The sequence below is a fragment of the Burkholderia latens genome, from assembly GCF_001718795.1.
GTDB classification, from domain to species: domain Bacteria; phylum Pseudomonadota; class Gammaproteobacteria; order Burkholderiales; family Burkholderiaceae; genus Burkholderia; species Burkholderia latens_A.
This window is the reverse complement of sequence record NZ_CP013438.1, coordinates 2,069,896-2,095,012: the sequence shown is the minus strand read 5'-3', so window position 1 is coordinate 2,095,012 and position 25,117 is coordinate 2,069,896. Positions and strand designations below refer to the sequence as shown.

Sequence of the window (25,117 nt, the reverse complement as noted above, 5' to 3'; positions counted from 1 at the left end):
TGTCGCGATGGAGGAACAATCGCGATACGTACCTTCATCAGGGTTATTCGACCCTCGCGCACAGCGGCGTGCAGCGGGGCTCGCGGCGATGCGGGGCGGTGCGCGCGACGCCGCGACCGGGCGATTGCCGCGCGTGGTGCAAAGGTGTGATGCGGATTCGGGAAAGACAGCGTGTGGCGGCAGCGGTCACGCGAAGTGACACCGAAGCGGCGCGAAGGCAGGACGGCGCGCGGGCAGAACAGCCCGCGCGCCGCGAATCAGACGATTATGCGACCCATTCGTTGATGACCGGCGTGTCGAGCGCCGGCGCGCGCTCGGCTTCCTCGAACGTGCGCTTGCTGCACGTCGCGTCGAGGCTGCCCTTGCCGCTCAGCAGCGGGCAGCGGTCGAACACTTCGGCGATCCAGTCGACGAACACGCGCACCTTCGGCGACAGGTGCCGGCTGTGCGGATATACCACCGAGATCGGCATCGGCAGCGGCTTCAGGCCGGGCAGCACTTCCTTGAGCCGGCCGTCGCGCAAGTGCGGCAGCACCATGAACAGCGGCGGCTGAATCAGCCCGAAACCTTCGAGCCCGCAGGTCACGTATGCATCGGCGTCGTTGACCGACACGATCGCGTTCATCTTGACCTCGACTTCCTTGCCGTCGGTCAGGAACGTCCAGTCGATCGTGCGGCCCGTGCGGCTCGAGAAATAGTTCACCGCCTTGTGATCGCTCAGTTCCTCGATCGTGTGCGGTTCGCCATACTTCTCCAGATACGCGGGCGCGGCGACCGACACGCACTCGAACAGGCCGACGCGGCGCGCGACGAGCGACGAATCCTGCAGCGCCCCGACGCGGATCACGCAGTCGACGCCTTCCTGCAGCAGATCGACCGGCCGGTCCGACAGGCCGAGTTGCAGATCGATGTCCGGGTAGCGCGTATGGAATTCACACAGAGACGGAATCACGAGGAGCCGGCCGATCGACCCCGGCATGTCTATACGCAACTTTCCGTGCGGCTTCCGGTTGTTGGCCTGGAAGCGTGCTTCGGTTTCCTCGACGTCGGCGAGGATCCGCACGCATCGTTCGTAGTACGCTGCGCCGTCGGGCGTGAGCGACAGCCGGCGCGTCGTCCGGTGCATCAGCCGCACGCCGAGGAATGCTTCGAGATTCTGGATGATCGTCGTGACGGATGCCCGCGGCAGGCCGAGCGTTTCTGCTGCCTTGGTGAAGCTGCTTGTATCGACGACGCGAGTAAACACCTGCATGGCCTGAAGCCGGTCCATCACAACCTCCGCAATCTAATGAGCCCCCGAACAAAGAGGCTGCGCTACCTGATGGGTAAGCGCAGCCTGGGATTGTTCGGGGGCGTTGAATTGTGTTGCCGGATTATAGGCATTTATCCGGATGTCTGCCGGACCCAGAATTCGTTCCATCTCGAAATGGATGCTGCATCGTCATGGACGCTTCTGAATTCAGCAAATTCCTGAAAGCCGCATTGCCCGCCGAAGCCAGAGCCGACGCGGCGTTGACGGTCGCGGAGGTGGAAATCCCCGGCTACGCGCAGGACATTGCGCTGCGTCTGTATCGGCGCGCGGACAAGACCGGATTGCCGGTAGTGCTTTATTTCCACGGCGGCGGTTTCGTGCGCGGCACGCTCGACGACGCCGACTTCGCCGCGCGCTTTTTAGCAGAACGCTTACCAGCTCTCGTAGTGTCGGTCGATTATTCGCTCGCACCGGCCTTTCCGTTTCCGGCCGCGCCGGAGGATGCGTATCGCGCCGCCGTATGGGCCGCGACGCGCGCCCGCTCGTTCGGCGGCAATCCGAAGAAGATCGGCGTCGCGGGTCATGACGCGGGCGGCCAGCTCGCGAATTGTCTCGCGTTCATCGCGCGCGATCGCGGTGAAGTGCCGATCGCCGCGCAGGCGCTGTTCGGGCCGATGCTCGACCCGAGCATGACGCGCATCGGCGACGCCGAACGTCTTTCGTCGGACATCACCGCGCGCGAATGCGCGGCCTGTTATCGCGCGTACCTGCCGCAGGCGGCGCAGCGCATGCACCCGTATGCGGCCCCGCTCGAATCGGTGCGCCTCGCGGGCTTGCCGCCGACGCTGGTTGTCACCGCGCAGAACGACGTGCTGCACGTCGAGGCGGAGAAATATGCGGGCTGCCTGATTTCATCGGGCGTGCTCACGCAGGTGATCCGCTACCCCGACGTCACGCATGCGGCGCTCGCGACGCACGAGGCCGCGCTGGAGGAAGCCGTGCGCTTCTTCCAGTGCCGTTTCCAGGCGCGCCAGCCGAATCGATCCGAATAACCAGACCACGCCACGCTTACCGGAGATCTACATGGCCATCCTACGCACCACCCGTTCACGAATTGCGACCGCGGCGATCGCGACGCTCGCCGTCATCGGTCTCGGCACGTTCGGCGCGATGCGCGTGAACGCGAACGCGCCCGAGAAGGCGGCTGCGCCGCTGCCCGAAGTGGACGTCGCGACCGTCGTCCCGCAGACCGTCACCGACTGGCAAAGCTATTCGGGCCGCCTCGAGGCGGTCGAGAAAGTCGACGTGCGCCCGCAGGTGTCGGGCACGATCGTCGCGGTGAACTTCAAGGACGGCGCGCTCGTGAAGAAGGGCGACGTGCTGTTCGTGATCGATCCGCGTCCGTACCAGGCGGAAGTGGACCGCGCGGCCGCGCAGCTCGCGGCCGCGCAGGCCCGCAACGGCTACGCGCAGAGCGACTGGCAGCGCGCGCAGCGGCTGATCGGCGACAACGCGATCGCGAAGCGCGATTACGACGAGAAGCAGAATGCCGCGCGCGAAGCGAGCGCGAATCTCAAGGCGGCTGAAGCCGCGCTTGAAACGGCGCGCATCAATCTCGGCTATACGCGGATCACCGCGCCGGTATCGGGCCGCGTGTCGCGTGCGGAAATCACGCTCGGCAACGTCGTATCGGCCGGCGCGTCGGCCGCGCCGCTGACGACGCTGGTGTCGGTGTCGCCGATCTACGCATCGTTCGACGCGGACGAGCAGACCTACCTGCAATACATCAACGGCGCACGCAACGGCCGCAAGGTGCCGGTCGAGCTCGGCCTCGCGAACGAAACCGGCTATTCGCGCAGCGGCGAAATCGATTCGGTCGACAACCGGCTCGACACGTCGTCGGGCACGATCCGCGTGCGCGCGCGCTTCGACAACGCGGACGGCACGCTGGTCCCCGGCCTCTACGCGCGCGTGAAGGTGGGCGGCAGCGCGCCGCACCCGGCATTGCTCGTCGACGATGCGGCGATCAACACCGACCAGGACAAGAAGTTCGTGTTCGTTGTCGACCAGCAGGGTCGCGTGTCGTATCGCGAGGTGCAGCCAGGCATGCAGCACGGCAACCGGCGCGTGATCGTGAGCGGCCTGGCCGCCGGCGATCGCGTGATCGTGAACGGCACGCAGCGCGTGCGTCCCGGCGAGCAAGTGAAGCCGCACATGGTCCCGATGACGGGCGGCGACGAGCCGTCAGCGCCGCTCGCGAACGAAGCGAAGCCGGCCGCCTCGGCGAAGGCGGAATCGTAAGCGGCGTGCCGCTTCGATTTCCGCGTTCAACCAGACAGAGCTACAGATGAACATTTCCAAATTCTTTATCGACCGACCGATCTTTGCAGGAGTCCTATCAGTGGTCATCCTGCTCGGCGGGGTGATCGCGATGTTCCTGCTGCCGATTTCGGAATATCCGGAAGTCGTGCCGCCTTCGGTGATAGTGAAGGCGCAGTATCCGGGCGCAAACCCGAAAGTGATCGCCGAGACGGTCGCGTCGCCACTCGAAGAGCAGATCAACGGCGTCGAGGACATGCTCTACATGCAGTCGCAGGCGAACAGCGACGGCAACATGACGATCACCGTCACGTTCAAGCTGGGCACCGATCCGGACAAGGCCACGCAGCTCGTGCAGAACCGCGTGAACCAGGCGCTGCCGCGCCTGCCGGAAGACGTGCAGCGGCTCGGCATCACGACGGTGAAGAGCTCGCCGACGCTGACGATGGTGGTCCACCTGATCTCGCCGGACAACCGCTACGACATGACCTACCTGCGCAACTACGCGCTGATCAACGTGAAGGATCGCCTGTCGCGGATCCAGGGCGTCGGCCAGGTGCAGCTGTGGGGTTCGGGCGACTACGCGATGCGCGTGTGGCTCGATCCGCAGAAGGTCGCGCAGCGCGGGCTGTCGGCCGAGGACGTCGTGCAGGCGATCCGCGAGCAGAACGTGCAGGTCGCGGCCGGCGTGATCGGCGCATCGCCGTCGCTGCCCGGTACGCCGCTGCAGCTGTCGGTGAACGCGCGCGGCCGCTTGCAGACGGAAGACGAGTTCGGCGACATCGTCGTGAAGACGACGCCGGACGGCGGCGTCACGCACTTGCGCGACATCGCGCGAATCGAGCTCGACGCATCCGAATACGGGCTGCGCTCGCTGCTGGACAACAAGCCCGCCGTCGCGATGGCGATCAACCAGTCGCCGGGCGCGAACTCGCTGCAGATTTCGGACGAAGTGCGCAAGACGATGGCCGAGCTGAAGCAGGACATGCCGGCCGGCGTCGACTACAAGATCGTCTATGACCCGACGCAGTTCGTGCGTTCGTCGATCAAGGCCGTCGTGCACACGCTGCTCGAGGCGATCGCGCTGGTCGTGATCGTCGTGATCGTGTTCCTGCAGACGTGGCGCGCATCGATCATTCCGCTGATCGCGGTGCCGGTGTCGATCGTCGGCACGTTCTCGCTGTTGCTCGCGTTCGGGTATTCGATCAACGCGTTGTCGCTGTTCGGGATGGTGCTCGCGATCGGGATCGTCGTCGACGATGCGATCGTGGTCGTCGAGAACGTCGAGCGCAACATCGAAAGCGGGATGAACGCGCGCCAGGCGACCTACAAGGCGATGCAGGAAGTGAGCGGGCCGATCATCGCGATCGCGCTGACGCTCGTCGCCGTGTTCGTGCCGCTCGCGTTCATGTCGGGCCTGACCGGCCAGTTCTACAAGCAGTTCGCGATGACGATCGCGATCTCGACGGTGATCTCGGCGTTCAACTCGCTGACGCTGTCGCCGGCGCTGTCCGCGATCCTGCTCAAAGGCCACGGCGACAAGGAGGACTGGCTCACGCGCGTGATGAACCGCGTGCTCGGCGGCTTCTTCAAGCGCTTCAACAAGGTGTTCCATCGCGGCGCGGAGAACTACGGCCGCGGCGTGCGCGGCGTGCTGTCGCGCAAGACGCTGATGCTGGGGGTGTACCTCGTGCTGGTCGGTGCGACGGTCCTCGTGTCGAAGATCGTGCCCGGCGGCTTCGTGCCCGCGCAGGACAAGGAATACCTGATTGCGTTCGCGCAACTGCCGAACGGCGCGTCGCTCGATCGCACCGAGAAGGTGATCCGCGACATGGGCTCGATCGCGCTGAAGCAGCCGGGCGTCGAGAGCGCGGTCGCGTTCCCGGGTCTGTCGGTGAACGGCTTCACGAACAGCTCGAGCGCGGGCATCGTGTTCGTCACGCTGAAGCCGTTCGCGGAGCGGCACGGCAAGGCGCTGTCGGCCGGTGCGATCGCCGGTGCGCTGAACCAGCAGTATGGCGCGATCAAGGATTCGTTCGTCGCGGTGTTCCCGCCGCCGCCGGTGCTCGGCCTCGGTACGCTGGGCGGGTTCAAGATGCAGATCGAGGATCGCGGCGCGGTTGGCTACGCGAAGCTGTCGGATGCGACCAACGATTTCATCAAGCGCGCGCAGCAGGCGCCGGAACTCGGCCCGCTCTTCACGAGCTACCAGATCAACGTGCCGCAGCTGAACGTCGATCTCGACCGCGTGAAGGCGAAGCAACTGGGCGTGCCGGTGACCGACGTGTTCAATACGATGCAGGTGTATCTCGGCTCGCTGTACGTGAACGACTTCAACCGCTTCGGACGCGTGTACCAGGTGCGCGTGCAGGCCGATGCGCCGTTCCGCCAGCGCGCGGACGACATCCTGCAGTTGAAGACCCGCAACGACAAGGGCGAGATGGTGCCGCTGTCGTCGCTGGTGACGGTGACGCCGACGTTCGGCCCGGAAATGGTCGTGCGCTACAACGGCTACACGGCGGCCGACATCAACGGCGGCCCCGCACCTGGCTTCTCGTCGGGGCAGGCGCAGGCCGCGATCGAGCGCATCGCGCATGAAACGCTGCCGCGCGGCGTGCGGTTCGAATGGACCGACCTCACGTACCAGCAGATCCTTGCGGGCGATTCGGCGATGTACGTGTTCCCGATCAGCGTGCTGCTCGTGTTCCTCGTGCTCGCTGCGCTGTATGAAAGCCTGACGCTGCCGCTCGCGGTGATCCTGATCGTGCCGATGAGCATTTTGTCGGCGCTGACGGGCGTGTGGCTCACGCAGGGCGACAACAACATCTTCACGCAGATCGGCCTGATGGTGCTGGTGGGGCTGTCCGCGAAGAACGCGATCCTGATCGTGGAATTCGCACGCGAGCTGGAGCACGACGGCAGGACGCCGCTCGAGGCCGCGATCGAGGCGAGCCGGCTGCGGCTGCGTCCGATTCTGATGACGTCGATTGCGTTCATCATGGGTGTCGTGCCGCTCGTCACGTCGACGGGCGCGGGCTCGGAGATGCGGCATGCGATGGGCGTCGCGGTGTTCTTCGGGATGCTCGGCGTGACGCTGTTCGGACTGATGCTGACGCCGGTGTTCTACGTCGTGCTGCGTACGCTCGCGGGCGGCAAGATTCACGTCGCGGGCAAGGATTCGGCCGGTTATGGCGTATCGCCGCCGAATGCGTCGGCTTCGGATGCTTGAGGACAAGAAGATGGACAACATGCACAACTCGAATGGCCTGATGCGCTTCGCGAAGGTGGCGGCCGCGAGCACCCTGCTCGCGACGCTGCTCGCCGCGTGCGCGGTGGGGCCCGACTACAAGCGCCCGGACGTGTCGACGCCCGCGGCGTTCAAGGAAGCGCCGACGCTCGCGCCCGGCGAACAGGCCGGCACGTGGAAGACGGCCGAGCCGGCGGACGGCGAACATCGCGGCGAATGGTGGAAGGTGTTCGGCGACCCCGTGCTCGATTCGCTCGAAGCGCAGGCGCTCGCAGCGAACCAGAACCTGAAGGCCGCGGCCGCGCGTGTCGAGGAAGCGCGTGCGGCAACCCGCACCGCGCGTTCGCAATGGTTCCCGCAGGTCGGCGTGGGGTTCGGGCCGACGCGCGAAGGGGTGTCGTCGGCGTCGCAGTTCCAGCCGCAGGGCACGGGCCCGACCACCGCGACGCTGTGGCGCGCACAGGGCACGGTGTCGTACGAGGCCGACCTGTTCGGCCGCGTGAGCCGCAACGTCGAAGCGTCGCGCGCCGACCAGGCGCAGAGCGAAGCACTGTTCCGTTCGGTGCAGCTCGCGCTGCAGGCCGACGTCGCGCAGAACTACTTCGAACTGCGTCAGCTCGATTCGGACCAGGATCTGTACCGCCGTACGGTCGAACTGCGTGAAGAGGCGCTCAAGCTCGTGCAGCGCCGCTTCAACGAAGGCGACATCAGCGAGCTCGACGTGGCGCGCGCGAAGAACGAACTGGCGAGCGCGCAGGCCGATGCGGTCGGCGTCGCGCGCCGGCGCGCGGCGTCCGAGCATGCGCTCGCGATCCTGCTGGGCAAGGCGCCCGCAGACTTCGCGTTCAAGGAAACGCCGATCGTGCCGGTCGCGGTGAAGATTCCGCCGGGCCTGCCGTCCGCGCTGCTCGAACGCCGTCCGGACGTATCGGCGGCCGAGCGAGCGATGGCCGCCGCGAATGCGCGGATCGGGCTCGCGAAGTCCGCGTATTTCCCGAAGCTCGATATCACCGGCGCGTTCGGGTATGAGGCGTCGACGCTCGGCAACCTGTTCCTGTGGTCGAGCCGCACGTTCCTGCTCGGGCCGTTCGCCGGCACCGCGCTGACGTTGCCGCTGTTCGACGGCGGCCGTCGTGCGGCCGGCGTGCAGCAGGCGCGCGCGCAGTACGACGAGCAGGTCGCGAATTACCGGCAGCAGGTGCTCGTCGCGTTCCGCGAAGTCGAGGACAATCTCGCCGATCTGCGCCTGCTCGACGACCAGATCCGCGCGCAGGAGGCGGCCGTCAACGCGTCGCGTCGCTCGGCAACGCTGTCGCGCACGCAGTATCAGGAAGGCGAGGTCGCATATCTCGACGTGATCGACAGCGAGCGATCGGTGCTGCAGTCGCAGTTGCAAGCGAACCAGTTGACCGGTGCGCAGGCGGTATCGACCGTGAACCTGATTCGTGCGCTCGGCGGCGGATGGGGCGATGCGCCGGCGTCGGCCGCGGTTGGCGATGCGGCGGCGGGCAAGCAGGACGTCGCCGTGCGGTGAGAGATCGGCGGGCGTCGGCGTGCCGGCGCCGCGCTCGATCGACGAAGAAAGATCGAAGCCGGAAGAACCCCGATCCGTGGCGACGCGGATCGGGGTTTTTTACGTGTGCGACTCCGGAGGCAACTCAGGATGTTCGGTGGCGCGCTCCGCGAGCAACACCGCGTATCGCATCGTGCAGAAAAGGGACTTGCGGTAACGGGCGGTGCGCATGCCGCCCGCGAACGTTACGCAGCGACGAACTCGTGCACGTAACGGTTGAACACCGCGGGGCTCGCCGCGTTCATCCCGTGCGATGCGCCTGCGACGGTCTGCCGTTGCGCATCGCCGATCCACTGCGACAACGTATCGACGTTGTGGCGGAACATCTTCGGGCTGCGCTGGCCGTCGATCAGCAGCGTGCGGCATGCGATATCCGCCGCGGCCTGCTGCGAATACGCGGGCAGCGGATCGCGCAGTTGCTTCGGCAGCGTGCTTGCGTTGTCGATCGCCATCGTGCGGAAGCGGGACGTGCTCTTTTTCCACGCGCCCGGCAGGCTCACCGAGTCGACGAACATTTCGAGGCCCGCTTCGACGTCGCCCTGATCGATCAGGTTCACGGCCTTCGTGCGCAGCGCGATCGCGGCGGCCGGCAGCGCGGCTTCGCGCACGCCCGGCTGTTGCAGCGGGCCGCCCGGATCGGCGAGCGTCAGCGTGTCGACGAGGTGCGGATGCTGGCGCGCGACGTTGAACGCGACGTTGCCGCCGCGCGAATGGCCGACGAGATGCACGGGGCCGAGATCGAGTGCGTCGATGAATTCAGCGAGTTCGTCGACGTGGTTTTGCCAGCTGAACTCGTCCTGGATGCCTGCTTCGACCGCCGGCCAGTAGTGGCTGAGGCTCGGCGCGATGCAGCGGTAGTGATCCGACAGCGATGCGAGTTGCGGATCCCAGTAGCGGTAATCGCACAACGACCCGTGCACGAACACCATCGGCGCGCCGCTGCCCCGCTCGACATACGGCAGGCTGATGCCTGACGAAAGCGTCGCAAATTGCAGGTCGGGGTTCGCGAGCACCGAAGGCTCGATTCGCATGTTCATGACTGAAAACTCATTGGGTGCGTCATCACGCCGCAACTATGCCTGACGGCGAGCTGCGAGGAAAACGCATAATTTTCATCGTGACGATCAATTTTATTGATGGATCGGCCGGAAAGCCTTGTCGTGGCGAGGCGACCGGGCGAGTCTTTCAATCGTCTGACGATTGATGGTGCGACGTACGGCACGGGCGGACACCCGCGCAATCGCGCGTCGAAGCGGCGGGGAAGCGGGAAAAGGCGAAGGGGCGGCCGCCGAGCGCGGCCGGCGCATTACCGCACCGCGAGCGCCGGCGCGGTCCGAAGCTCGACCGCAAGATCGTTGTCGGCCGCGAACTGCATCGCGAAATCGAACGCATCGGCACAGACTTCGCGCAGTTCGTCGGACACGAACAGGCATTTGACGCCGCCGTCGACGACCGGCATTGCGAGCCGCGACAGCGCACACGGATAGCCGGGCCGGCGTTCGCCGACGAACAGCGTGATCACGCCCGCGAGCCGTTCGGGCCAGTCGCTCGGGCGGAAGGTCTTCTGCGCGCGCGTGACGCCGCGGATCAGGTGGCCGTCGATGCGGCCGCGTTCGGTGATGTCGATGCGATCCATGCCGGTATGCGTGTTCTCGTTCGCGTCATTCGCCGCCGTCGGCGGCCGTGTCGCCGCGCGCGGGAATCCGCAGGTGGCGCAGCTTGTGATACAGCGTCTTCTTCGGCATGCCGAGTGCAACGCTTGCGTCCGCAACGTTGCCGTTGTGACGCCGCAGCATGTCCTCGATCAGCATCCGCTCGAAATACGCGAGCTGTTCCGCGAGCGTGCCGCCGGCCGTCGCCGTGCCGCCCGACGACAGCAGGCTGTCGCCGGTCAGCCCGAGCACGAAGCGGTCGGCCACGTTCTGCAGTTCGCGCACGTTGCCGGGCCACGCGTGCGTCATCAGTTCGGATACCTGCGCAGCCGTGGCGACCGGCGCCGGCTGCCCGAAGCGCCGTGCGGCCGCGAGCACGAAATGCTCGAACAGCAGCGGCACGTCCTCGCGCCGCTCGCGCAGCGGCGGCAGCTCGATCTGCGCGACGTTGAGCCGATACAGCAAGTCCGCGCGGAACCGCCCTTCGGCCGCGAGTTCCGCCAGATCGGCCTTCGACGCGGCCACCACGCGACAGTCGACCGGAATCAGCTCGTTCGCGCCGAGCCGCTCGACCACACGCTCCTGCAGCACGCGCAGCATCTTGATCTGCAGCGAAACCGGCATCGTCTCGATTTCGTCGAGGAACAGCGTGCCGCCGTGCGCCCATTCGATCTTGCCGATCCGTTTCTTGATCGCGCCGGTGAACGCGCCGGCCTCGTGGCCGAACAGCTCGCTCTCGAACACCTGTTCAGGCAGGCCGCCGCAGTTCAGCGCGACGAAGTGGGCATCGCGCCGGCCGCCGAAATCGTGCAGGCTGCGCGCGATCAGCTCCTTGCCGGTGCCCGTCTCGCCGGTGATCAGCACCGACACCGACGTATCGGCGAGACGCAGGATCTTCTTGCGCACGTCGGCCATCGCGGGCGACTTGCCGAGCACGAACGCGTCGATGCCATGCCAGTTGTTCAGGGCCGCGCGCAGCCCCTGAACCTCGAGCGTCAGCCGGCGCTTCTCGACGGCGCGCGCGACGCGGCCGGCGATTACGTCCGACGAAAACGGCTTCTCGATGAAGTCGTACGCACCGTCGTGCATCGCGCCGACGGCCGTCGAAATATCCGCGTGCCCGCTGATCAGCACGACCGGGATCTGCGGATCGACGGCCATCACCCGTTCGAGCAACTGCAGCCCGTCGATGCCCGGCATCCGCACGTCCGACACGATCACGACGGGCGCGCCGGGCGCGACGTGCGCGAGCGCGTCGGACGCGGACGCGAATGCGTCGACCGGAAATCCGGCGAGGGCGACGGCCTGCTCGACGCCGATCCGGACGTTTTCATCGTCCTCGACGACCAGCACCCGAATCTCATCTTCCATGCTCTGTCCTTTGTTGCGGCGTCGCCGCCGCGAATTCGATGGTGAACTCCGCGCCGCCTTCGTCACGGTTCGTCGCGGCGATCTTCGCGCCGAACGCCTCGACGATGCGCGACGTGATCGCGAGGCCGAGCCCGAGCCCCTGGCCGCGCGGCTTGGTGGTCACGAACGGCTCGAACAGGTGCGGCAGCACGTCGGGCGCGATGCCGGCGCCGCTGTCTGCGACGCTCAAGCGTATGCGGCCGGTTTCGTCGGCGTCGGCCGCCTCGATGACGATGCGCCGCAGCGGCGCGTCGTGCACCGCGTCGAGCGCGTTGCCGAGCAGGTTCACGATCACCTGCTGCAGCTGGCTCGATTCCGCGGACACTGTCGTGCCGGGCGCGATGTTCACGTCGAGCTGCACGCCTTCGTCGCGGATGCGCGCATCGTAGATGAGCCGCGCGTGCGCGACGGCTTCGTTCAGCGATACCGCGACGCGCTCGACGTCGGGCTTGCGTGCAAACGTCTTCAGCTCGCCGGTGAGCACGGCCATGCTGTCGACGAGCTTGCCGATCCGTTCGAGATTCGCGTACGCCGGCGCCGGCTGCCCGCGCTCGAAGAACGTGCGCGCGTTGTCGCACAGCGTGCGGATCGCGACGAGCGGCTGGTTCAGCTCGTGCGTGAGACCGGCTGCCATCTGCCCGAGCACCGCGAGCTTGCCCGCGTGCACGACTTCCTGCTGCGAATCGCGCAGCCGTTGCTCGGTGCGTTCGCGCTCGACGATCTCGCGTTGCATCCGCTCGTTCGCGGCGGTCAGCGCGGCCGTGCGCTGCGCGACGGTCAGCTCGAGCCGGTCGTTCGCGCGGCGCAGCGCGTCCTGCGCGTTCAGCCGCGCGACGATCGCCCGGCGGCGCTGGATCGCGTAGCCGACCAGCAGCGCGGCAATCAGGAACGCGCCGGTGACGAACACGAACGCGGTCTGCTGCTGGCGCCGCGCGCCGGCGATGTCGAGCAGCACCATCAGCGAATCGCCGGCCTGCGGCGCGGGGCGCGACATCACCAGATAGCGTGTGCTGCGACCCGCGTGGCGCGTATCCGGGAACGTGCCGAACCACGCGGCGGCGCCGCGATCGCCGATGCGGCGATACGGCAGCACGTCCACCGTGCGGCCCGCATACTGGCGCGACGCCTGGATGTCGCGCTGCTGCTGCGCGGTGATCGGCCGCAGCGCGGTGAACTTCCACGCGGGCTCGGTCGAGATCACGATCACGCCGTTGCTGTCGACCACCATCGCGGCGACGCCCGGCGCGCGCCAAGCGGATTCCAGCGGATCGACGCTGATTTTCACCGCGGCCGCGCCGACCGGCACGCCGTCGTCGCGCACCGCGCTCGCGAAATAGACGCCGGGCACGCCCGTGTTGGTGCCGATTCCGAAGAAGCGGCCGCTGCCGCGCGCGAGCGCGTCCTTGAAGTACGGACGGTACGACACGTTGGTGCCGACGAAGCTGATCGTCTCGTTCCAGTTGCTCGCGGCGATCACTTCGCCGTGCAGGTCGATCACGTCGACCGCGCCGCTGCCGGCGTCGCGGTTCACGGCTTCCAGATAGGTATCGACCGAATGCACGAGTTCGGGGGCGTCGTGCGGCGCGGCCTTCAGCAATGCGCGCACGCTGTCCTGCCGCGCGACCAGGCCGGGCAGGATCTCGAAGCGCCCGAGCTCGCTTTTCAGGCTCGACGCATACAGGTCGAGCCGGTGCGCGCCGGTTTCCTCGAGCGCATCGATCGCTCGCTCCCACGCGAAATCGACGGCCGCGCCGGCCACGCCGACATACAGCACGGCCGCTGCCGCCCAACCCCACCACGGGATTCCCTTGAAGCTCTTCTGCACGTTCGCCCTCATCGAAGCCCGCTATCGGCCGGCCGCCATCTCCCGCCGCTACGGGCCGTCCCCGCGGCCGGTGAGCCACCGCAACCGGTCAGCCACCGCGCGCCGCAACGACACGCGCCGCGCACCGGCTGAACCGGCGGCGGCGCGTGCGAAGCAGCGTGCGCGACGATGCGCGCGGCCGTGCGTTATCCGAAGTGCGCGACCAGGATCAGCGTCACCGTGACGACGATCGCGCCGCCGATGCGGGTGGCGATCTGCGCGAACGGCATCAGCTGCATCCGGTTCGCGGCGGTCAGGATCGCGACGTCTCCGGTGCCGCCCTGGCCACTGTGGCAGGCGTTCACGATTGCGGTGTCGATAGGGTACATCTTCAGCAGGCGGCCGACCACGAAACCGGTGCCCATCAGCGTCGCGACGGTCGACACGATCGTGACCACGTTGACGATCGTGAATGCGGCGGTCAGCTTGTCCCACGGCGTCATCGCGACACCGATCGCAAACAGCAGCGGATACGTGACGGCCGTCGAGAAGAACTTGTAGACGACGAACGCGCCTTCCTGCAGCGGCGGCGACACCGCCCGTGCGAGCTTCACGAGCACCGCGAGGAACAGCATTGCGACCGGCGCGGGAAGGCCGAACAGCTTGTGCGCCATCAGGCCGACGAGGTACAGCGTGATCGCCGTGATGCCGGCGCCGGCGATGTGCGTGACGTCGACGTGGCCGCGGATTTCCTCGCTTTCCGGCGCCATGTCGCCGCTTTCGCCGACCTGCAGGCGGCCGTTGCCGGTCAGATGCGGCAGGCGCTTGCCGAGCATGTCGAGCGCGCCCGACAGGATGATCGCGGTCAGGCTGCCGAGCATCACCGGCGGCAGCACCATCGCGAACATCTCGCCCTGCGGCAGGTGCATCAGTTCCGAATAGCCGATCGACAGCGGAATCGCGCCTTCGCCGACACCGCCGGCCATGATCGGCACGACGATGTACAGCAGCGTGTGGCGCGCGCCGAGGCCGAGCGCGGTGCCGACCGCGGTGCCGACGATCGCGGCCGCGACCGATCCGGCGGCGAGCGGAATGAAGATCTTCACGAAGCCCTGGATCAGCACGCGACGGTCCATGCTCAGGATGCTGCCGACGATGATCGACGCGATGAACAGGTACAGGAAGTTCGTCGACTTCGTGAACTCGACCGTCAGGTTCAGCACCGGCTTCGGCAGCACGTGGTAGTAGGTCAGCGCGGACGGCACGAAGGTCGCGAAGATCGCGGCCGCGCCGATGTTGCGCAGGAGCGGCAGGCGCTTGCCGAGTTCCGCGCACGTGAAGCCGAAGAATGCGAGCACCGCGATCGCCATCGAGATCTCGCCGGGCACCTTGCCCGTAACGGCAAACCCGACGATCAGCCCGAACAGGATCACGTAGACCGGCAACGGAATGATGCCGATGCGAATTTCCATCAGCTTCCACCAGCCGTGCGGCCAGAAGCGTTCGCGCGCGACTGGACCGGCTTCTGCAACGGCCTCGGGTCGGGTTGGGGTATGGATAGAGGTCTGCAAGACGTGTCTCCTGATGTATGGAATGCCTGCATCGCTTCGCGGCATCGTGTGCCGTCTATTACGCAACCCCCATGCCAGAAATCCGGCCAGCCGGAATATTTTTAGTGCATTGATTCATAACGGATTTGTTTCGTCTGCGGAAAAGGTTGCCGCGGGCGGCAGGCCGAGATTTCGGAATTCGCGCGGCAGCCAGGCCGAGATTTCGGCCTGGCCGCCGGCCGTCGCACCGTCCCTGCGCTGATCCGCGCGCCATATCGCCGCACGCGATTTTCTTCGCACAATCGCTTCGTAGACCGCCCTGCCGCCGCTCACTATCATCGGCTGATCCTTTTCCGATGCGACGACGACTGTCCGGAGAACGCCCGCGCGTTCGCCGCGGCGTCGCTCATCCGTCGATACCGTCTTTGGACAGGAGAGTGGTTCCGATGCTGCATCCCGTTTTTTCCGCCCGCTTTTCGCTCCGCCGGTTCGCGACGCTCGCGCGCGTACTGGCGGCCACGCTGCTCGGCGTCGCGCTGCTGAACGCCGCGCGCGCCGACACCGCGCCGCTGAAGGTCGGCATCTCGACCAGCCCGCAGATCGACGCGCTGAAGATCGCCGCGAAGGAGGCGAAGGAGCAGGGGCTCGACGTGAAGATCGTCGAGTTCACCGACTGGAATACGCCGAACGCCGCGCTCGCGAACAGGGACATCGACGTCAACTACTTTCAGCACATTCCGTTTCTCGAGAACGCGAAGAAGCAGGGCGGCTACAACTTCATCTCGATCGCGCCGGGCACGATCATGAAGATCGGCCTCTATTCGAAGAAGGTGAAGAGCTTTGCCGAGCTGAAGGACGGCGCGCGCGTCGCGATCGCGAACGATCCGGTGAACGGCGGTCGGGGGCTGTTGCTGCTGCAGCGCGCGGGACTCATCACGCTGACGCCGGGCGCCGATTATCGCGCGACGACGCACGACATCGTGTCCAACCCGAAGCACCTGAAGATCATCGCGCTCGAGGCGTCGCAGCTTGCGCGCTCGCTCGACGACGTCGACCTCGCGCAGGGCTATCCGAGCTTCATCAAGCTCGCCGGCACGACCGATCCGAACAGCGCGCTGCTGTTCGACGGCACGGAGAACAAGAACTTTGCGATCCAGTGGGTCGTGCGGCCGGAGAGCGCGAACGATCCGCGCATCCGCAAGTTCATTTCGATCTACCAGCACTCGCCGGCGGTGCGCCGTGCACTCGACAACGCGTTCGGGTCGCTGTACGCGATCGCGTGGTGACGGGGGGCGACATGACGACCGCAAACCGCAAGAAAATCCTGCTCAACGCGTTCAACATGAACTGCGTCGGGCACATCAATCACGGGCTGTGGACGCACCCGCGCGACCGCTCCGCGCATTACACCGATCTCGATTACTGGGCCGATCTCGCAAGGACGCTGGAGCGCGGCAAGTTCGACGGCATCTTTCTGGCGGACATCGTCGGCGTGTACGACGTGTTCGGCGGCGGCCCTGACGTCGCGCTGCGCGAATCGGTGCAGGTGCCCGTCAACGATCCGCTGCTGCTCGTGCCCGCGATGGCGCAGGTCACACGGCATCTCGGCTTCGGCGTGACCGCGAACCTGACGTACGAGCCGCCGTATCTGTTCGCACGCCGGATGTCGACGCTCGATCATCTGACGAAGGGGCGCGTCGGCTGGAACATCGTGACCGGTTATCTCGACAGCGCCGCGCGCGGGATGGGCCTCGCGCAGCAGATCGGCCACGACGACCGCTACGAACGCGCGGACGACTATATGGACGTCGTCTACAAGCTGTGGGAACAGAGCTGGGACGACGATGCGGTGATCCGCGACGCGCGCGCGCGCGTGTTCGCGCAGCCGGGCAAGGTGCGGCGCGTGAAGCACGACGGGCCGTTCTATTCGGTAGACGCGATCCACCTGAGCGAACCCTCGCTGCAGCGCACGCCGGTGCTGTACCAGGCCGGTTCGTCGGCGCGCGGCGTCGAATTCGCGGCGCGTCATGCGGAATGTGTGTTCGTGAACGGGCAGAGCAAGGCCGCCGCGCGCGCGGCCGTGCTCGACATTCGGGCCGCCGCCGCGCGGCAGGGGCGCGACCCGGCGTCGATCAGGATCTTCGCCGGCGTGAGCGTCGTGACCGCCGAGACCGAAACGCTCGCGCGCGAGAAGTTCGACGAATACCGGCGCCATGCAAGCCCGGAAGCGGGCCTCGCGCATTTCGCGAGCTCGACCGGCATCGACTTCGCGAAGTACGGCCTCGACGAGCCGATCTCGTACGTGAAGACCGATTCGATCCAGTCGGCCGTCGACGCGATTTCGAAGAAGAGCACGACCGGCACGTGGACCGTGCGCCGGATGCTCGAACAGATGTCGCTTGGCGGCCGCTATGCGCCGATCGTCGGTTCGCCGTCGCAGGTCGCGGACGAACTGCAGTCGTGGATCGATGAAACCGGCATCGACGGCTTCAACCTGACACGCACTGTGATGCCCGAGTCGTTCGAGGATTTCGTCGACTGGGTCGTGCCCGAACTGCAGAACCGTGGCGTCTACAAGGAAGACTACGACGCCGCGCCGACGTTGCGCGAGAAGCTGTTCGGCGCCGGCGCGCGGCTGCCGGCCTGGCATACGGGCGCGCAGTATCGGCCGACCGCCGCGTTGGCGACCGAGCGTGCGCACCCTGCGCATGCGTGAACGTGACGGAGCGAAGCGATGACGCAATTGTTCGATACGCTGGGTTTCGTCGACGCATCGGCCGTGCGGGTCGGCGCGGCCGTGGACGCCGGCGCGCCGGCGGCACATGACGAAGCGGCCGCGCGCGCCGACGGCGCCGCCGCCGTGTCGTTCGCGCACGTCGGCAAGGTATTCGCGACGCCGCACGGGCAGGCCGCCGCGCTGCGCGACGTGACGCTCGACGTGCGGCGCGGCGAGGTGTTCGGCATCATCGGCCGCAGCGGTGCCGGCAAGTCGACGCTGCTGCGGCTCGTCAACGGCCTCGAGCGACCGAGCTCGGGCAGCGTGCGCGTGCACGGCATCGATGTCGGCACGTTAGACGAGAACGGGCTCGTCGCACTGCGTCGCCGCACCGGCATGGTGTTCCAGCATTTCAACCTGCTGCACGCGAAAACGGTGTTCGAGAACGTCGCATTGCCGCTGAAGATCGCGGGCGTCCCTAAGGCCGAGCGCACGCGCAAGGTCGATGCGCTGCTCGATCTCGTCGGACTCGCCGCGAAGCGCGATGCGTATCCGGCAAGCCTGTCCGGCGGCCAGAAGCAGCGCGTCGGCATCGCACGCGCGCTGGTGCACGACCCGGAGGTGCTGCTATGCGACGAGGCGACGTCGGCGCTCGATCCCGAGACGACGCAGTCGATCCTCGCGCTGCTCGCCGACATCAATCGCCGCCTCGGGCTGACGATCGTGCTGATCACGCACGAGATGGAAGTGATTCGCGCGGTGTGCGACACGGTTGCGGTGATCGAACAAGGTGAAGTCGTCGAAACGGGCGCGGTTTGGCGCGTTTTCGGCGATCCCCGTCATGGTGCGACGCGCGCGCTGCTGAGCACGCTCGTGCACGATCTGCCTGCGGAACTTGCCGCACGCGTGCAGCCGCTGCCCGAGCACGCGCCGCTGCCCGACGGCGCGCACGTCGTGCTCGACGTGCGTTATACGGGCGAAAGCGGCGGCGAGCCGGACGTCGGCGCGCTTGCCGCGGCGCTCGGCGGCTCGGTGCGATTCCTGCACGGCGGAATCGAACGGATTCAGGGGCATGCGCAGGGGCGTCTCGTGATCGCGGCCGCGCCCGGCGCGAGCGCAGGCGGTGCAGAGCATGCACGCGGCGCCGTTGCGGCATTGCTCGAACGCGCGCGCCGGCATGCGAACCGTGCGGAGGTGCTCGGCTATGTTTGAGCTCTGGTGGCCGGAACTGCTCGACGCGATCCGCGACACGCTGTCGATGGTTGCCGCATCCGCGGCGATTGCCGCGCTGCTCGGCATCCCGCTCGCGGTGATTCTCGTGACGACCGCGCCCGGCGGCATCTACGAACGGCGCGGCGTGAACACGGTGCTCGGCGCGCTCGTCAATGTGTTCCGCTCGACGCCGTTCATCATCCTGCTCGTCGCGCTGCTGCCGTTCACGCGCATCCTGATCGGCACGACGATCGGCGTATGGGCGGCCGTCGTGCCGCTGTCGATCGCCGCGATTCCGTTCTTCGCACGGATCGCCGAAGTGAGCCTGCGCGAAGTCGATCGCGGATTGATCGAGGCCGCGCTCGCGATGGGGGCGAAACGACGCCACATCGTATGGCACGTGCTGCTGCCGGAAGCGCTGCCCGGCATGCTGGGCGGCTTTACGATCACCGTCGTCGCGCTGATCGGCTCGACCGCGATGGCGGGCGCCGTCGGCGCGGGCGGACTCGGCGATCTCGCGATCCGCTACGGTTATCAGCGCTTCGACACGACCGTCATGGCGACCGTGATCGTGATCCTGATCGCACTCGTTTCGGCCGTGCAAATCACGGGCGACCGCCTGGTCCGACGCGTGACCCGGCGTACCTGAGCGGCGCCACGAGCGCCGGCTCTTTTTCATTGAAGACCTGAGAGAACGATACCCATGACCTTGCCCATCGGCGCACAGCGCGAGTGGAACGGACAATTCGAGGAAGCGCTGTTTCTGGACGTCGCGCGGCGTCATCGTCCCGGCTTTCCGGCCAAGCTCGCAACGCCGCCGCGCGAGCCGCGCGGCGCACACGAGCTCGCCGCCGTCGCGGACTACTACACGAAGATGGCGTCGCACGACCTGTTCATCGTGCAGGTCGTCGCGAAGGCGATCGACACGCTGTTTCGCGACGACCCGCATTTCCAGCTGATCCTGTCGCGGCAACTCGGCGATGACGGCGCCCACGCGGTGATCGGTCGCGAACGCGTGACCGAACTGACGGGCCGCGATCCGCTGCCGGAAATCGAGCGGCTCGTCGCCGCGCACTGGGAGCGGATCGGCGACATCGCGGTGCGCGACGTCGCCGGCTTCCTCGCATTCGAATGGCACTATGAGCTGCACATCCTCGCGAAGCTGTGGATCCAGCGCAAGACCGGCAGCATCGCCGACGGCGCGATGCGCGAGCACGGCGAGAACCGGATTCGCCCGGACGAGGAATGGCATCGCGTGCAGATCGTCCAGTGGTGGTTCGACACGTTGAACGTGCTGCCGGCCGTGGAGCGCGACGCGCTGATCGACCGCGTGATCGCGGCCGACGAGGAAACTCAGGCACGGCTCGACGGCTATCTGCACGACGAGTACGCGCACACCGCGCATGTCTTTGGCGCGGACATCGCCGAATACCGCGCGATCTACGACGATTGGCGGCGCGAGATGCTGTCGGCGCTGACCGGCCGGCAGCTCGATGCGCTGGTGCCGCTGTCGGGCCAAGTCGTTGAGCACGCAACGATCGCGCGGGAAGCGGTTGCACGGGAAGCGGTCGCATGAACGATCCCCGCGGGCCGGCAACGCTGGTGCCGGATACGGATGCGCCGGCCGCCACGGACGACGCGCTCGCGCGCGCGATCGACGCACTCCGCGCGACGGCTGCCGAACGCGATCGCAAGGGCGGTCATGCAGCGGCCGAGAAGCAGTGGCTCGCCGATGCGGGCCTGCTCACGCTCGCGGTGCCGCGCGAATTCGGCGGGCAGGAAGCGGCGTGGCCGACGGTCTATGACGCGATCCGGCGCATCGCACGGGTCGACAGCGCGCTCGCGCATCTGGTCGGGTTTCAGGCGCTGCAGGTCGTGAGCGTCGATGTGTGGGGCAACGCGGCGCAGCGCGAGCGCTACTTGCGCGGCACCGTCGAGCATCGCTGGTGGTGGGGCAATGCGGTGAACCCGCTCGACACGCGCGTCGCGGCGACCGCGACGCCGGACGGCGGCTACCGGCTCGATGGCGTGAAGGGCTTCTGCTCGGGTACGCGCGGCTCGCAGCGGATGACCGTGTCCGCGCACGACCCGGAAACCGGCCGCGCGGTGTTCGGCGTGGTGCCGACCGATCGCGACGGGATCACGGTCAACGACGACTGGGATCCGATCGGTCAGCGCCAGACCGACAGCGGCAGCGTGCGTTTCGACGGCGTGATCCTTGCACCCGACGAAGTGCTGCACCGGTCGGAGACACCGCCGACGCCGCGCGCGACGCTGCGCACGCTCGTGTCGCAGCTCGTGCTGACGAACCTGTTCGTCGGGCTCGCCGAAGGCGCACTGGCCGAGGCTCGCGACTACGTGCTGAAGCACGGGCGGCCGTGGATCGCTGCTGGTGTGGCACAGGCGAGCGACGATCCTTATACGCTGCAGCGCTTCGGCGACATGCGCGTGCAAGCGGTGGCCGCCGCATCGCTCGCCGATCGTGCGGCCGCGGCGTTGCAGCGCGCGTGGTCGCGGCGCGACGCGCTGACGGCCGAGGAGCGTGCCGAGGCCGCGCTCGCGGTGTCGGATGCGAAGATCGTCGCGCAGCGCGCGGCACTCGACAACGGCGAGGCGCTGTTCGATGCGTGCGGCGCGAGAGCGACGGCTGCGTCGCTCGGCCTCGACCGCTTCTGGCGCAACGCGCGCACGCATACGCTGCACGATCCGCTCGACTATCGGCTGCGCGATGTGGGCCGGTTCGCGTTGACGGGGGAATTGCCGCAGGCGTCGCTGTATACGTAGCGTCGGCAAATTGTCCGGCGACGCTGCGCGGCCCGGTGTCGCTTACCGTGGGCGTGCCGGCCGGTTCCGTTTGCTCGAGCGCATGCCTGTCCAACGTGTCGAATCCGAAGGTCGCGCTGTTCTATCTCGCGTTTCTGCCGCAATTCGTCCCGGCGGGCGCCGCACGTCCGATGCTGTCGCTGTTCGTGCTCGGCACGACGTTTGCCTGCCTGACGTTTCTCGTCAAGGGGCCGGTCGCGCTGTTCGCCGGCCTGCTTTCGACGTCGATCCGGCGCAATCCGCGCATCCTGACCCGCATGCACCGTGTGAGCGGCGCGGTGCTTATCGCGCTGGGCGTGAAGCTGGCGTTCGAGCGTCGCTGATCATGTTCACTGCGCCGGCATCGTCTCCGCCAGCGTGCGCATCGCGTCCGCCGTTTCCGGGTTCGCCGGGAAAAACGCCTCGATCGCGAGTTCCGACAGCGTGACGTCGACCGGCGTACCGAACACGGTCGTCGTGCTGAAGAACGTCAGTTCGCCGGCGGCCGTGCGCAGCCGCAGCGGCACCGCGATGTCCGCGTAGTCGGCGCGTGCGTGCGTGTCGTCGGACCGGCCGCCCGGTGCCGGATAGGCAGCGAGTTCGTCGCGCAGCGCATGCAGCGCGCGGTCGCCGCTCGCGTCGATTTGTCGTTGCAGCCGGTGCAGGATATGCGCACGCCATTCGTGCCAGTTGACGATCTGCGGCGCGAGGCCGTCGGGATGCAGGCTCAGGCGCAGCACGTTGACGGGCGGCTGCAAGAGCGCCGGATCGGCCTGCGCGACCAGCGCGCCGAGCATCCGGTTCGACGCGAGCAGCGTCCAGTGGCGATCCACCGCGAGTGCCGGGTACGGTTCGTGGCCGCGCAGCACGGCTTCGACCGCGTGCCGCGCCGCATCGAGTTGAGGATCGGAAAAGGGGCGCTCGCGAAACAGCGGCGCATAGCCTGCGGCGACCAGTAGCGCATTGCGCTCGCGCAGCGGCACGTCGAGGCGCTCGGCCAGATGCAGCACCATCTCCCGGCTCGGCTGCGCGCGCCCCGATTCGACGAAGCTCAGGTGTCGCGCTGACACCTCGGCTTCCAGTGCGAGGGCCATCTGGCTCAGGCGCCGGCGTTGACGCCACGTGCGCAACAGGGAGCCGATACCGGACACGCGGCCGGCGGACGGGGGAAGCGATTGAAGGGTGGCGGTCGAGTTCATGACGAGGATGATAGGCAATCCCGCGCGCATCGGGCATTACCTGCGAGGTAAGCATTCCGGATCGGCGGGCGTCGCCGGTGCCGCGCGACGCTCCGTTGCGCCCCCGCATTTTCGTTCCCGGATGCGGACCGACGCTGCGTTACCATAACCCCCGTGCCACCTGAGAGGCGGCATCGGACCCGCGACCGCAGCGCCCGGGCCGTATGCCGCGCACATTCACAACAAGGCATTCCGGGGGAATCCAACAATGAAAAAACTCGCCGTCCGCGTCGCATGCGTGGCGATGCTCGCGCTCGCCGCGACCAGCAGCCACGCGCAAACCGAAGCCGCGCAGGTCGAAATGAGAGCGGCCGCCGCGGCCGCCAACAAGGCCGTCGTGAACGGTCCCGCCGATATCGACGTCAAGCGCGAAGCCGTGCTGAAGCTGAAGGCCGGGGAGTCGTTCGTGCCGGCCGCCGAAGCCGGCCGCTACCTGCGTTCGATGGGCAACTCGATCGACGAATCGAAGCTGGTCGGCCTCGTGCTGCCCCAGGACCCGGACGCCGACTGGATCTCGGTCGTGTCGTTCGAGCCGAGCGGCTACATCCGCGACGATGACGCGAAGGACTGGAAACGCGACGAATTGCTGAAGAGCCTGCAGGCCGGCACCGAGGAAAACAACCCGGCGCGCAAGGAACGCGGGCTGCCCGAGACGGAGGTGGTCGGCTGGGCGCAGCCGCCCGCGTACGACGCCGCCACGCACCGGCTCGTGTGGTCCGCGATCATCCGCGACAAGGGCGCGCCCGCGAATCCGCAGAGCGACGGCGTGAACTACCGGACGCTCGTGCTCGGCCGCGACGGCTACCTGTCGCTGACGATGGCATCCACGCTCGCCGATCTGCCGAAGTACAAGGCATCGGCCGACGACCTGCTCGCGAACATCCGCTTCAACGACGGCAAGCGCTACGCCGATTTCAACAAGTCGACCGACCACGTTGCCGAGTACGGGCTTGCGGCGCTGATCGTCGGCGTCGGCGCGAAGAAGCTCGGGCTGCTCGCGCTGATCGGCGCATTCGCCGTGAAGTTCTTCAAGATCGGGGCGGTCGCGTTGCTGGCGGGCGGCGCGGCGCTGAAGCGCTTCTTCGGGCGTAAGCCGAAGCCGGCGGCCGTGCCGGTCGTCGCCGACGCTGCCGCCGTGTCCGGCACGGAGCGCAAGGAATGACGAAGCTGCTGTTGCTGATCTTCGGCGGCCTGAAGCTCGGCAAGGTGCTGATGTCGGCGGGCACCATGCTGGCGTCGATCGCGGTCTACGCGCTGTTCTACGGGTGGCGCTTCGCGGCCGGCTTCGTCGCGCTGCTGCTGGTCCACGAAGCCGGCCACTACGTGGCCGCGCAGCGGCGCGGGCTCGATGTGGGGCTGCCGACGTTCATCCCGTTCGTCGGCGCATGGATCCAGCTGAAGGAGATGCCGCACGACGCCGAAACCGAAGCATACGTCGGGCTGGCCGGGCCGTTCGTCGGCACGCTCGGCGCGCTGGCCTGCTACGCGGCCGCGCGGCACTACGACAGCAACCTGCTGCTTGCACTCGCCTATACGGGTTTCTTCCTGAACCTGTTCAACATGATTCCGCTGTCGCCGTTCGATGGCGGACGCATCACGGCGGTGCTGTCGCCGCGCATCTGGTTCGCGGGCGTGCCCGTGCTGATCGCGCTGTTCGCGTACCGGCCGAGCCCGCTGCTGATCGTGATGGCGATCCTCGCGCTGCCGCAGTTGAAGCGCGCGTGGCGCTACGATCCCGACGCGCCGGAGAACCGCGCGTACTACACGACGTCGGTCGAGACGAAAACGACCTACGCGCTGTGCTACGTCGGCCTGCTCGCGTTTCTCGCGCTGATGACGTCCGGCGTGCACGACATGCTGCGCGTCGCGCATTCGGCGGCCTGAGCGATGTGAAAAGGGGGCGGCCGCTCATGCGCGGCCGCCGTCGTCTTCCCGCATGCTCTCGGGAGCCTTGCCGAAGAACGCCACGCCATCGGCACGATCACGAGCACGTCGCTGTCGGCGCAATTGCCGCCGATGACGCCCACCGACGGCAGCATTTCCCCGCGATCGGCATTTTGTGCGCGAGCGTTCGCCCCCGCCGAGGCGGTATTCGGGTGGATTCGGTCACTTGCTATAACATATGTTGTCGTATGACATAAGATGGGGTTTTACGGGCAATGTCGCCCAGCAGAAGCCTCGGCTTTTCGGTGTGAAGGCGTGGGGCGATGCACTAGCATCGCGGAAAATGCCGACAAATAAGGGGTGGAGGGTAAGGCGCGTGCAACGATAGCGCCGGCATAAATGTGCGAGTCTGTCGGCAGACATCGTATCTGTTCAGCTACAATGTGCAGACCCTTCCC

At 67.2% G+C, this 25,117-nt stretch carries 20 protein-coding genes and 1 pseudogene; 13 read left to right on the top strand and 8 right to left on the bottom strand.

Going from position 1 to position 25,117, the window contains the following annotated elements:
- Positions 1 to 265: 265 nt before the first annotated feature.
- Positions 266 to 1,270, bottom strand: a complete 1,005-nt coding sequence (gene ceoR, locus WK25_RS28540; protein ID WP_069243366.1) for a putative multidrug efflux transcriptional regulator CeoR — start codon at positions 1,268 to 1,270, stop codon at positions 266 to 268.
- Positions 1,271 to 1,443: 173 nt separating this feature from the next.
- Here ceoR and WK25_RS28535 point away from each other — a divergent pair, with 173 nt between their 5' ends.
- The 4 genes from WK25_RS28535 to opcM are packed head-to-tail and all read left to right on the top strand — an operon-like array spanning position 1,444 to position 8,352.
- Entirely contained in the window at positions 1,444 to 2,304 is an 861-nt protein-coding gene (locus WK25_RS28535) for an alpha/beta hydrolase (RefSeq protein WP_069243365.1), read from the top strand.
- Between the two features lie 31 nt (positions 2,305 to 2,335).
- Entirely contained in the window at positions 2,336 to 3,553 is a 1,218-nt protein-coding gene (gene ceoA / locus WK25_RS28530; protein WP_040138758.1) for a multidrug efflux RND transporter periplasmic adaptor subunit CeoA, read from the top strand.
- 46 nt (positions 3,554 to 3,599) lie between these two features.
- Complete coding sequence (ceoB, locus tag WK25_RS28525; RefSeq protein ID WP_059548303.1) at positions 3,600 to 6,800, top strand: multidrug efflux RND transporter permease subunit CeoB; 3,201 nt, start codon at positions 3,600 to 3,602, stop codon at positions 6,798 to 6,800.
- Between the two features lie 10 nt (positions 6,801 to 6,810).
- On the top strand, positions 6,811 to 8,352 hold the full coding sequence (gene opcM, locus WK25_RS28520) for a multidrug efflux transporter outer membrane subunit OpcM (RefSeq protein ID WP_069243577.1): 1,542 nt from the start codon (positions 6,811 to 6,813) through the stop codon (positions 8,350 to 8,352).
- A 224-nt stretch (positions 8,353 to 8,576) separates the two neighbouring features.
- Here the strand turns inward: opcM and WK25_RS28515 are convergent, their stop codons facing one another.
- The 6 genes from WK25_RS28515 to WK25_RS31540 all read right to left on the bottom strand — a co-directional run bounded on the left by WK25_RS28515 (position 8,577) and on the right by WK25_RS31540 (position 15,146).
- Complete coding sequence (locus WK25_RS28515) at positions 8,577 to 9,428, bottom strand: alpha/beta fold hydrolase (protein WP_040138756.1); 852 nt, start codon at positions 9,426 to 9,428, stop codon at positions 8,577 to 8,579.
- 269 nt (positions 9,429 to 9,697) lie between these two features.
- On the bottom strand, positions 9,698 to 10,027 hold the full coding sequence (locus tag WK25_RS28510; RefSeq protein WP_040138755.1) for a DUF3579 domain-containing protein: 330 nt from the start codon (positions 10,025 to 10,027) through the stop codon (positions 9,698 to 9,700).
- A gap of 25 nt (positions 10,028 to 10,052) precedes the next feature.
- On the bottom strand, positions 10,053 to 11,414 hold the full coding sequence (locus tag WK25_RS28505) for a sigma-54-dependent transcriptional regulator (RefSeq protein ID WP_069243364.1): 1,362 nt from the start codon (positions 11,412 to 11,414) through the stop codon (positions 10,053 to 10,055).
- The gene (locus WK25_RS28500; protein WP_069243363.1) at positions 11,404 to 13,290 is read right to left on the bottom strand and encodes a sensor histidine kinase; all 1,887 of its coding nucleotides are present in this window, start codon (positions 13,288 to 13,290) and stop codon (positions 11,404 to 11,406) included. Before WK25_RS28500 ends, WK25_RS28505 begins: the two co-directional genes overlap by 11 nt.
- Before the next feature lie 173 nt (positions 13,291 to 13,463).
- Positions 13,464 to 14,828, bottom strand: a complete 1,365-nt coding sequence (locus WK25_RS28495; RefSeq protein ID WP_040138752.1) for a 2-hydroxycarboxylate transporter family protein — start codon at positions 14,826 to 14,828, stop codon at positions 13,464 to 13,466.
- 114 nt (positions 14,829 to 14,942) lie between these two features.
- Positions 14,943 to 15,146: a hypothetical protein gene (locus tag WK25_RS31540; protein WP_156432229.1), complete on the bottom strand. Its 204-nt coding sequence runs from the start codon at positions 15,144 to 15,146 to the stop codon at positions 14,943 to 14,945.
- Positions 15,147 to 15,253: 107 nt separating this feature from the next.
- Here WK25_RS31540 and WK25_RS28490 point away from each other — a divergent pair, with 107 nt between their 5' ends.
- From WK25_RS28490 to WK25_RS28460, 7 genes and pseudogenes are all read left to right on the top strand, one after another.
- The gene (locus tag WK25_RS28490; protein WP_040138751.1) at positions 15,254 to 16,093 is read left to right on the top strand and encodes a MetQ/NlpA family ABC transporter substrate-binding protein; all 840 of its coding nucleotides are present in this window, start codon (positions 15,254 to 15,256) and stop codon (positions 16,091 to 16,093) included.
- Positions 16,094 to 16,104: 11 nt separating this feature from the next.
- The gene (locus WK25_RS28485; RefSeq protein WP_040138750.1) at positions 16,105 to 17,523 is read left to right on the top strand and encodes an LLM class flavin-dependent oxidoreductase; all 1,419 of its coding nucleotides are present in this window, start codon (positions 16,105 to 16,107) and stop codon (positions 17,521 to 17,523) included.
- Positions 17,524 to 17,541: 18 nt separating this feature from the next.
- Positions 17,542 to 18,735 carry a methionine ABC transporter ATP-binding protein gene (locus WK25_RS28480; RefSeq protein WP_069243362.1) on the top strand — a complete coding sequence of 398 codons (1,194 nt, stop codon included), beginning with the start codon at positions 17,542 to 17,544 and terminating at the stop codon, positions 18,733 to 18,735.
- Positions 18,728 to 19,384 carry a methionine ABC transporter permease gene (locus tag WK25_RS28475; RefSeq protein ID WP_040138748.1) on the top strand — a complete coding sequence of 219 codons (657 nt, stop codon included), beginning with the start codon at positions 18,728 to 18,730 and terminating at the stop codon, positions 19,382 to 19,384. Before WK25_RS28480 ends, WK25_RS28475 begins: the two co-directional genes overlap by 8 nt.
- Positions 19,385 to 19,438: 54 nt before the next feature.
- A complete protein-coding gene (locus WK25_RS28470; RefSeq protein WP_059548295.1) occupies positions 19,439 to 20,311 on the top strand; it encodes a hypothetical protein in 873 nt (290 codons plus the stop codon).
- Positions 20,308 to 21,519, top strand: a complete 1,212-nt coding sequence (locus WK25_RS28465; RefSeq protein ID WP_040138746.1) for an acyl-CoA dehydrogenase family protein — start codon at positions 20,308 to 20,310, stop codon at positions 21,517 to 21,519. Before WK25_RS28470 ends, WK25_RS28465 begins: the two co-directional genes overlap by 4 nt.
- 74 nt (positions 21,520 to 21,593) lie before the next feature.
- Positions 21,594 to 21,881 (top strand): annotated as a pseudogene (locus tag WK25_RS28460) (LysE family translocator); the annotation flags it as partial.
- A gap of 6 nt (positions 21,882 to 21,887) precedes the next feature.
- Here WK25_RS28460 and WK25_RS28455 read toward each other — a convergent pair.
- A complete protein-coding gene (locus WK25_RS28455; protein ID WP_040138745.1) occupies positions 21,888 to 22,736 on the bottom strand; it encodes a helix-turn-helix domain-containing protein in 849 nt (282 codons plus the stop codon).
- A 247-nt stretch (positions 22,737 to 22,983) separates the two neighbouring features.
- Here WK25_RS28455 and WK25_RS28450 point away from each other — a divergent pair, with 247 nt between their 5' ends.
- Positions 22,984 to 23,937: a DUF2167 domain-containing protein gene (locus WK25_RS28450; RefSeq protein ID WP_040138744.1), complete on the top strand. Its 954-nt coding sequence runs from the start codon at positions 22,984 to 22,986 to the stop codon at positions 23,935 to 23,937.
- A complete protein-coding gene (locus WK25_RS28445; RefSeq protein ID WP_040138743.1) occupies positions 23,934 to 24,659 on the top strand; it encodes a site-2 protease family protein in 726 nt (241 codons plus the stop codon). Before WK25_RS28450 ends, WK25_RS28445 begins: the two co-directional genes overlap by 4 nt.
- Positions 24,660 to 25,117: the final 458 nt, after the last annotated feature.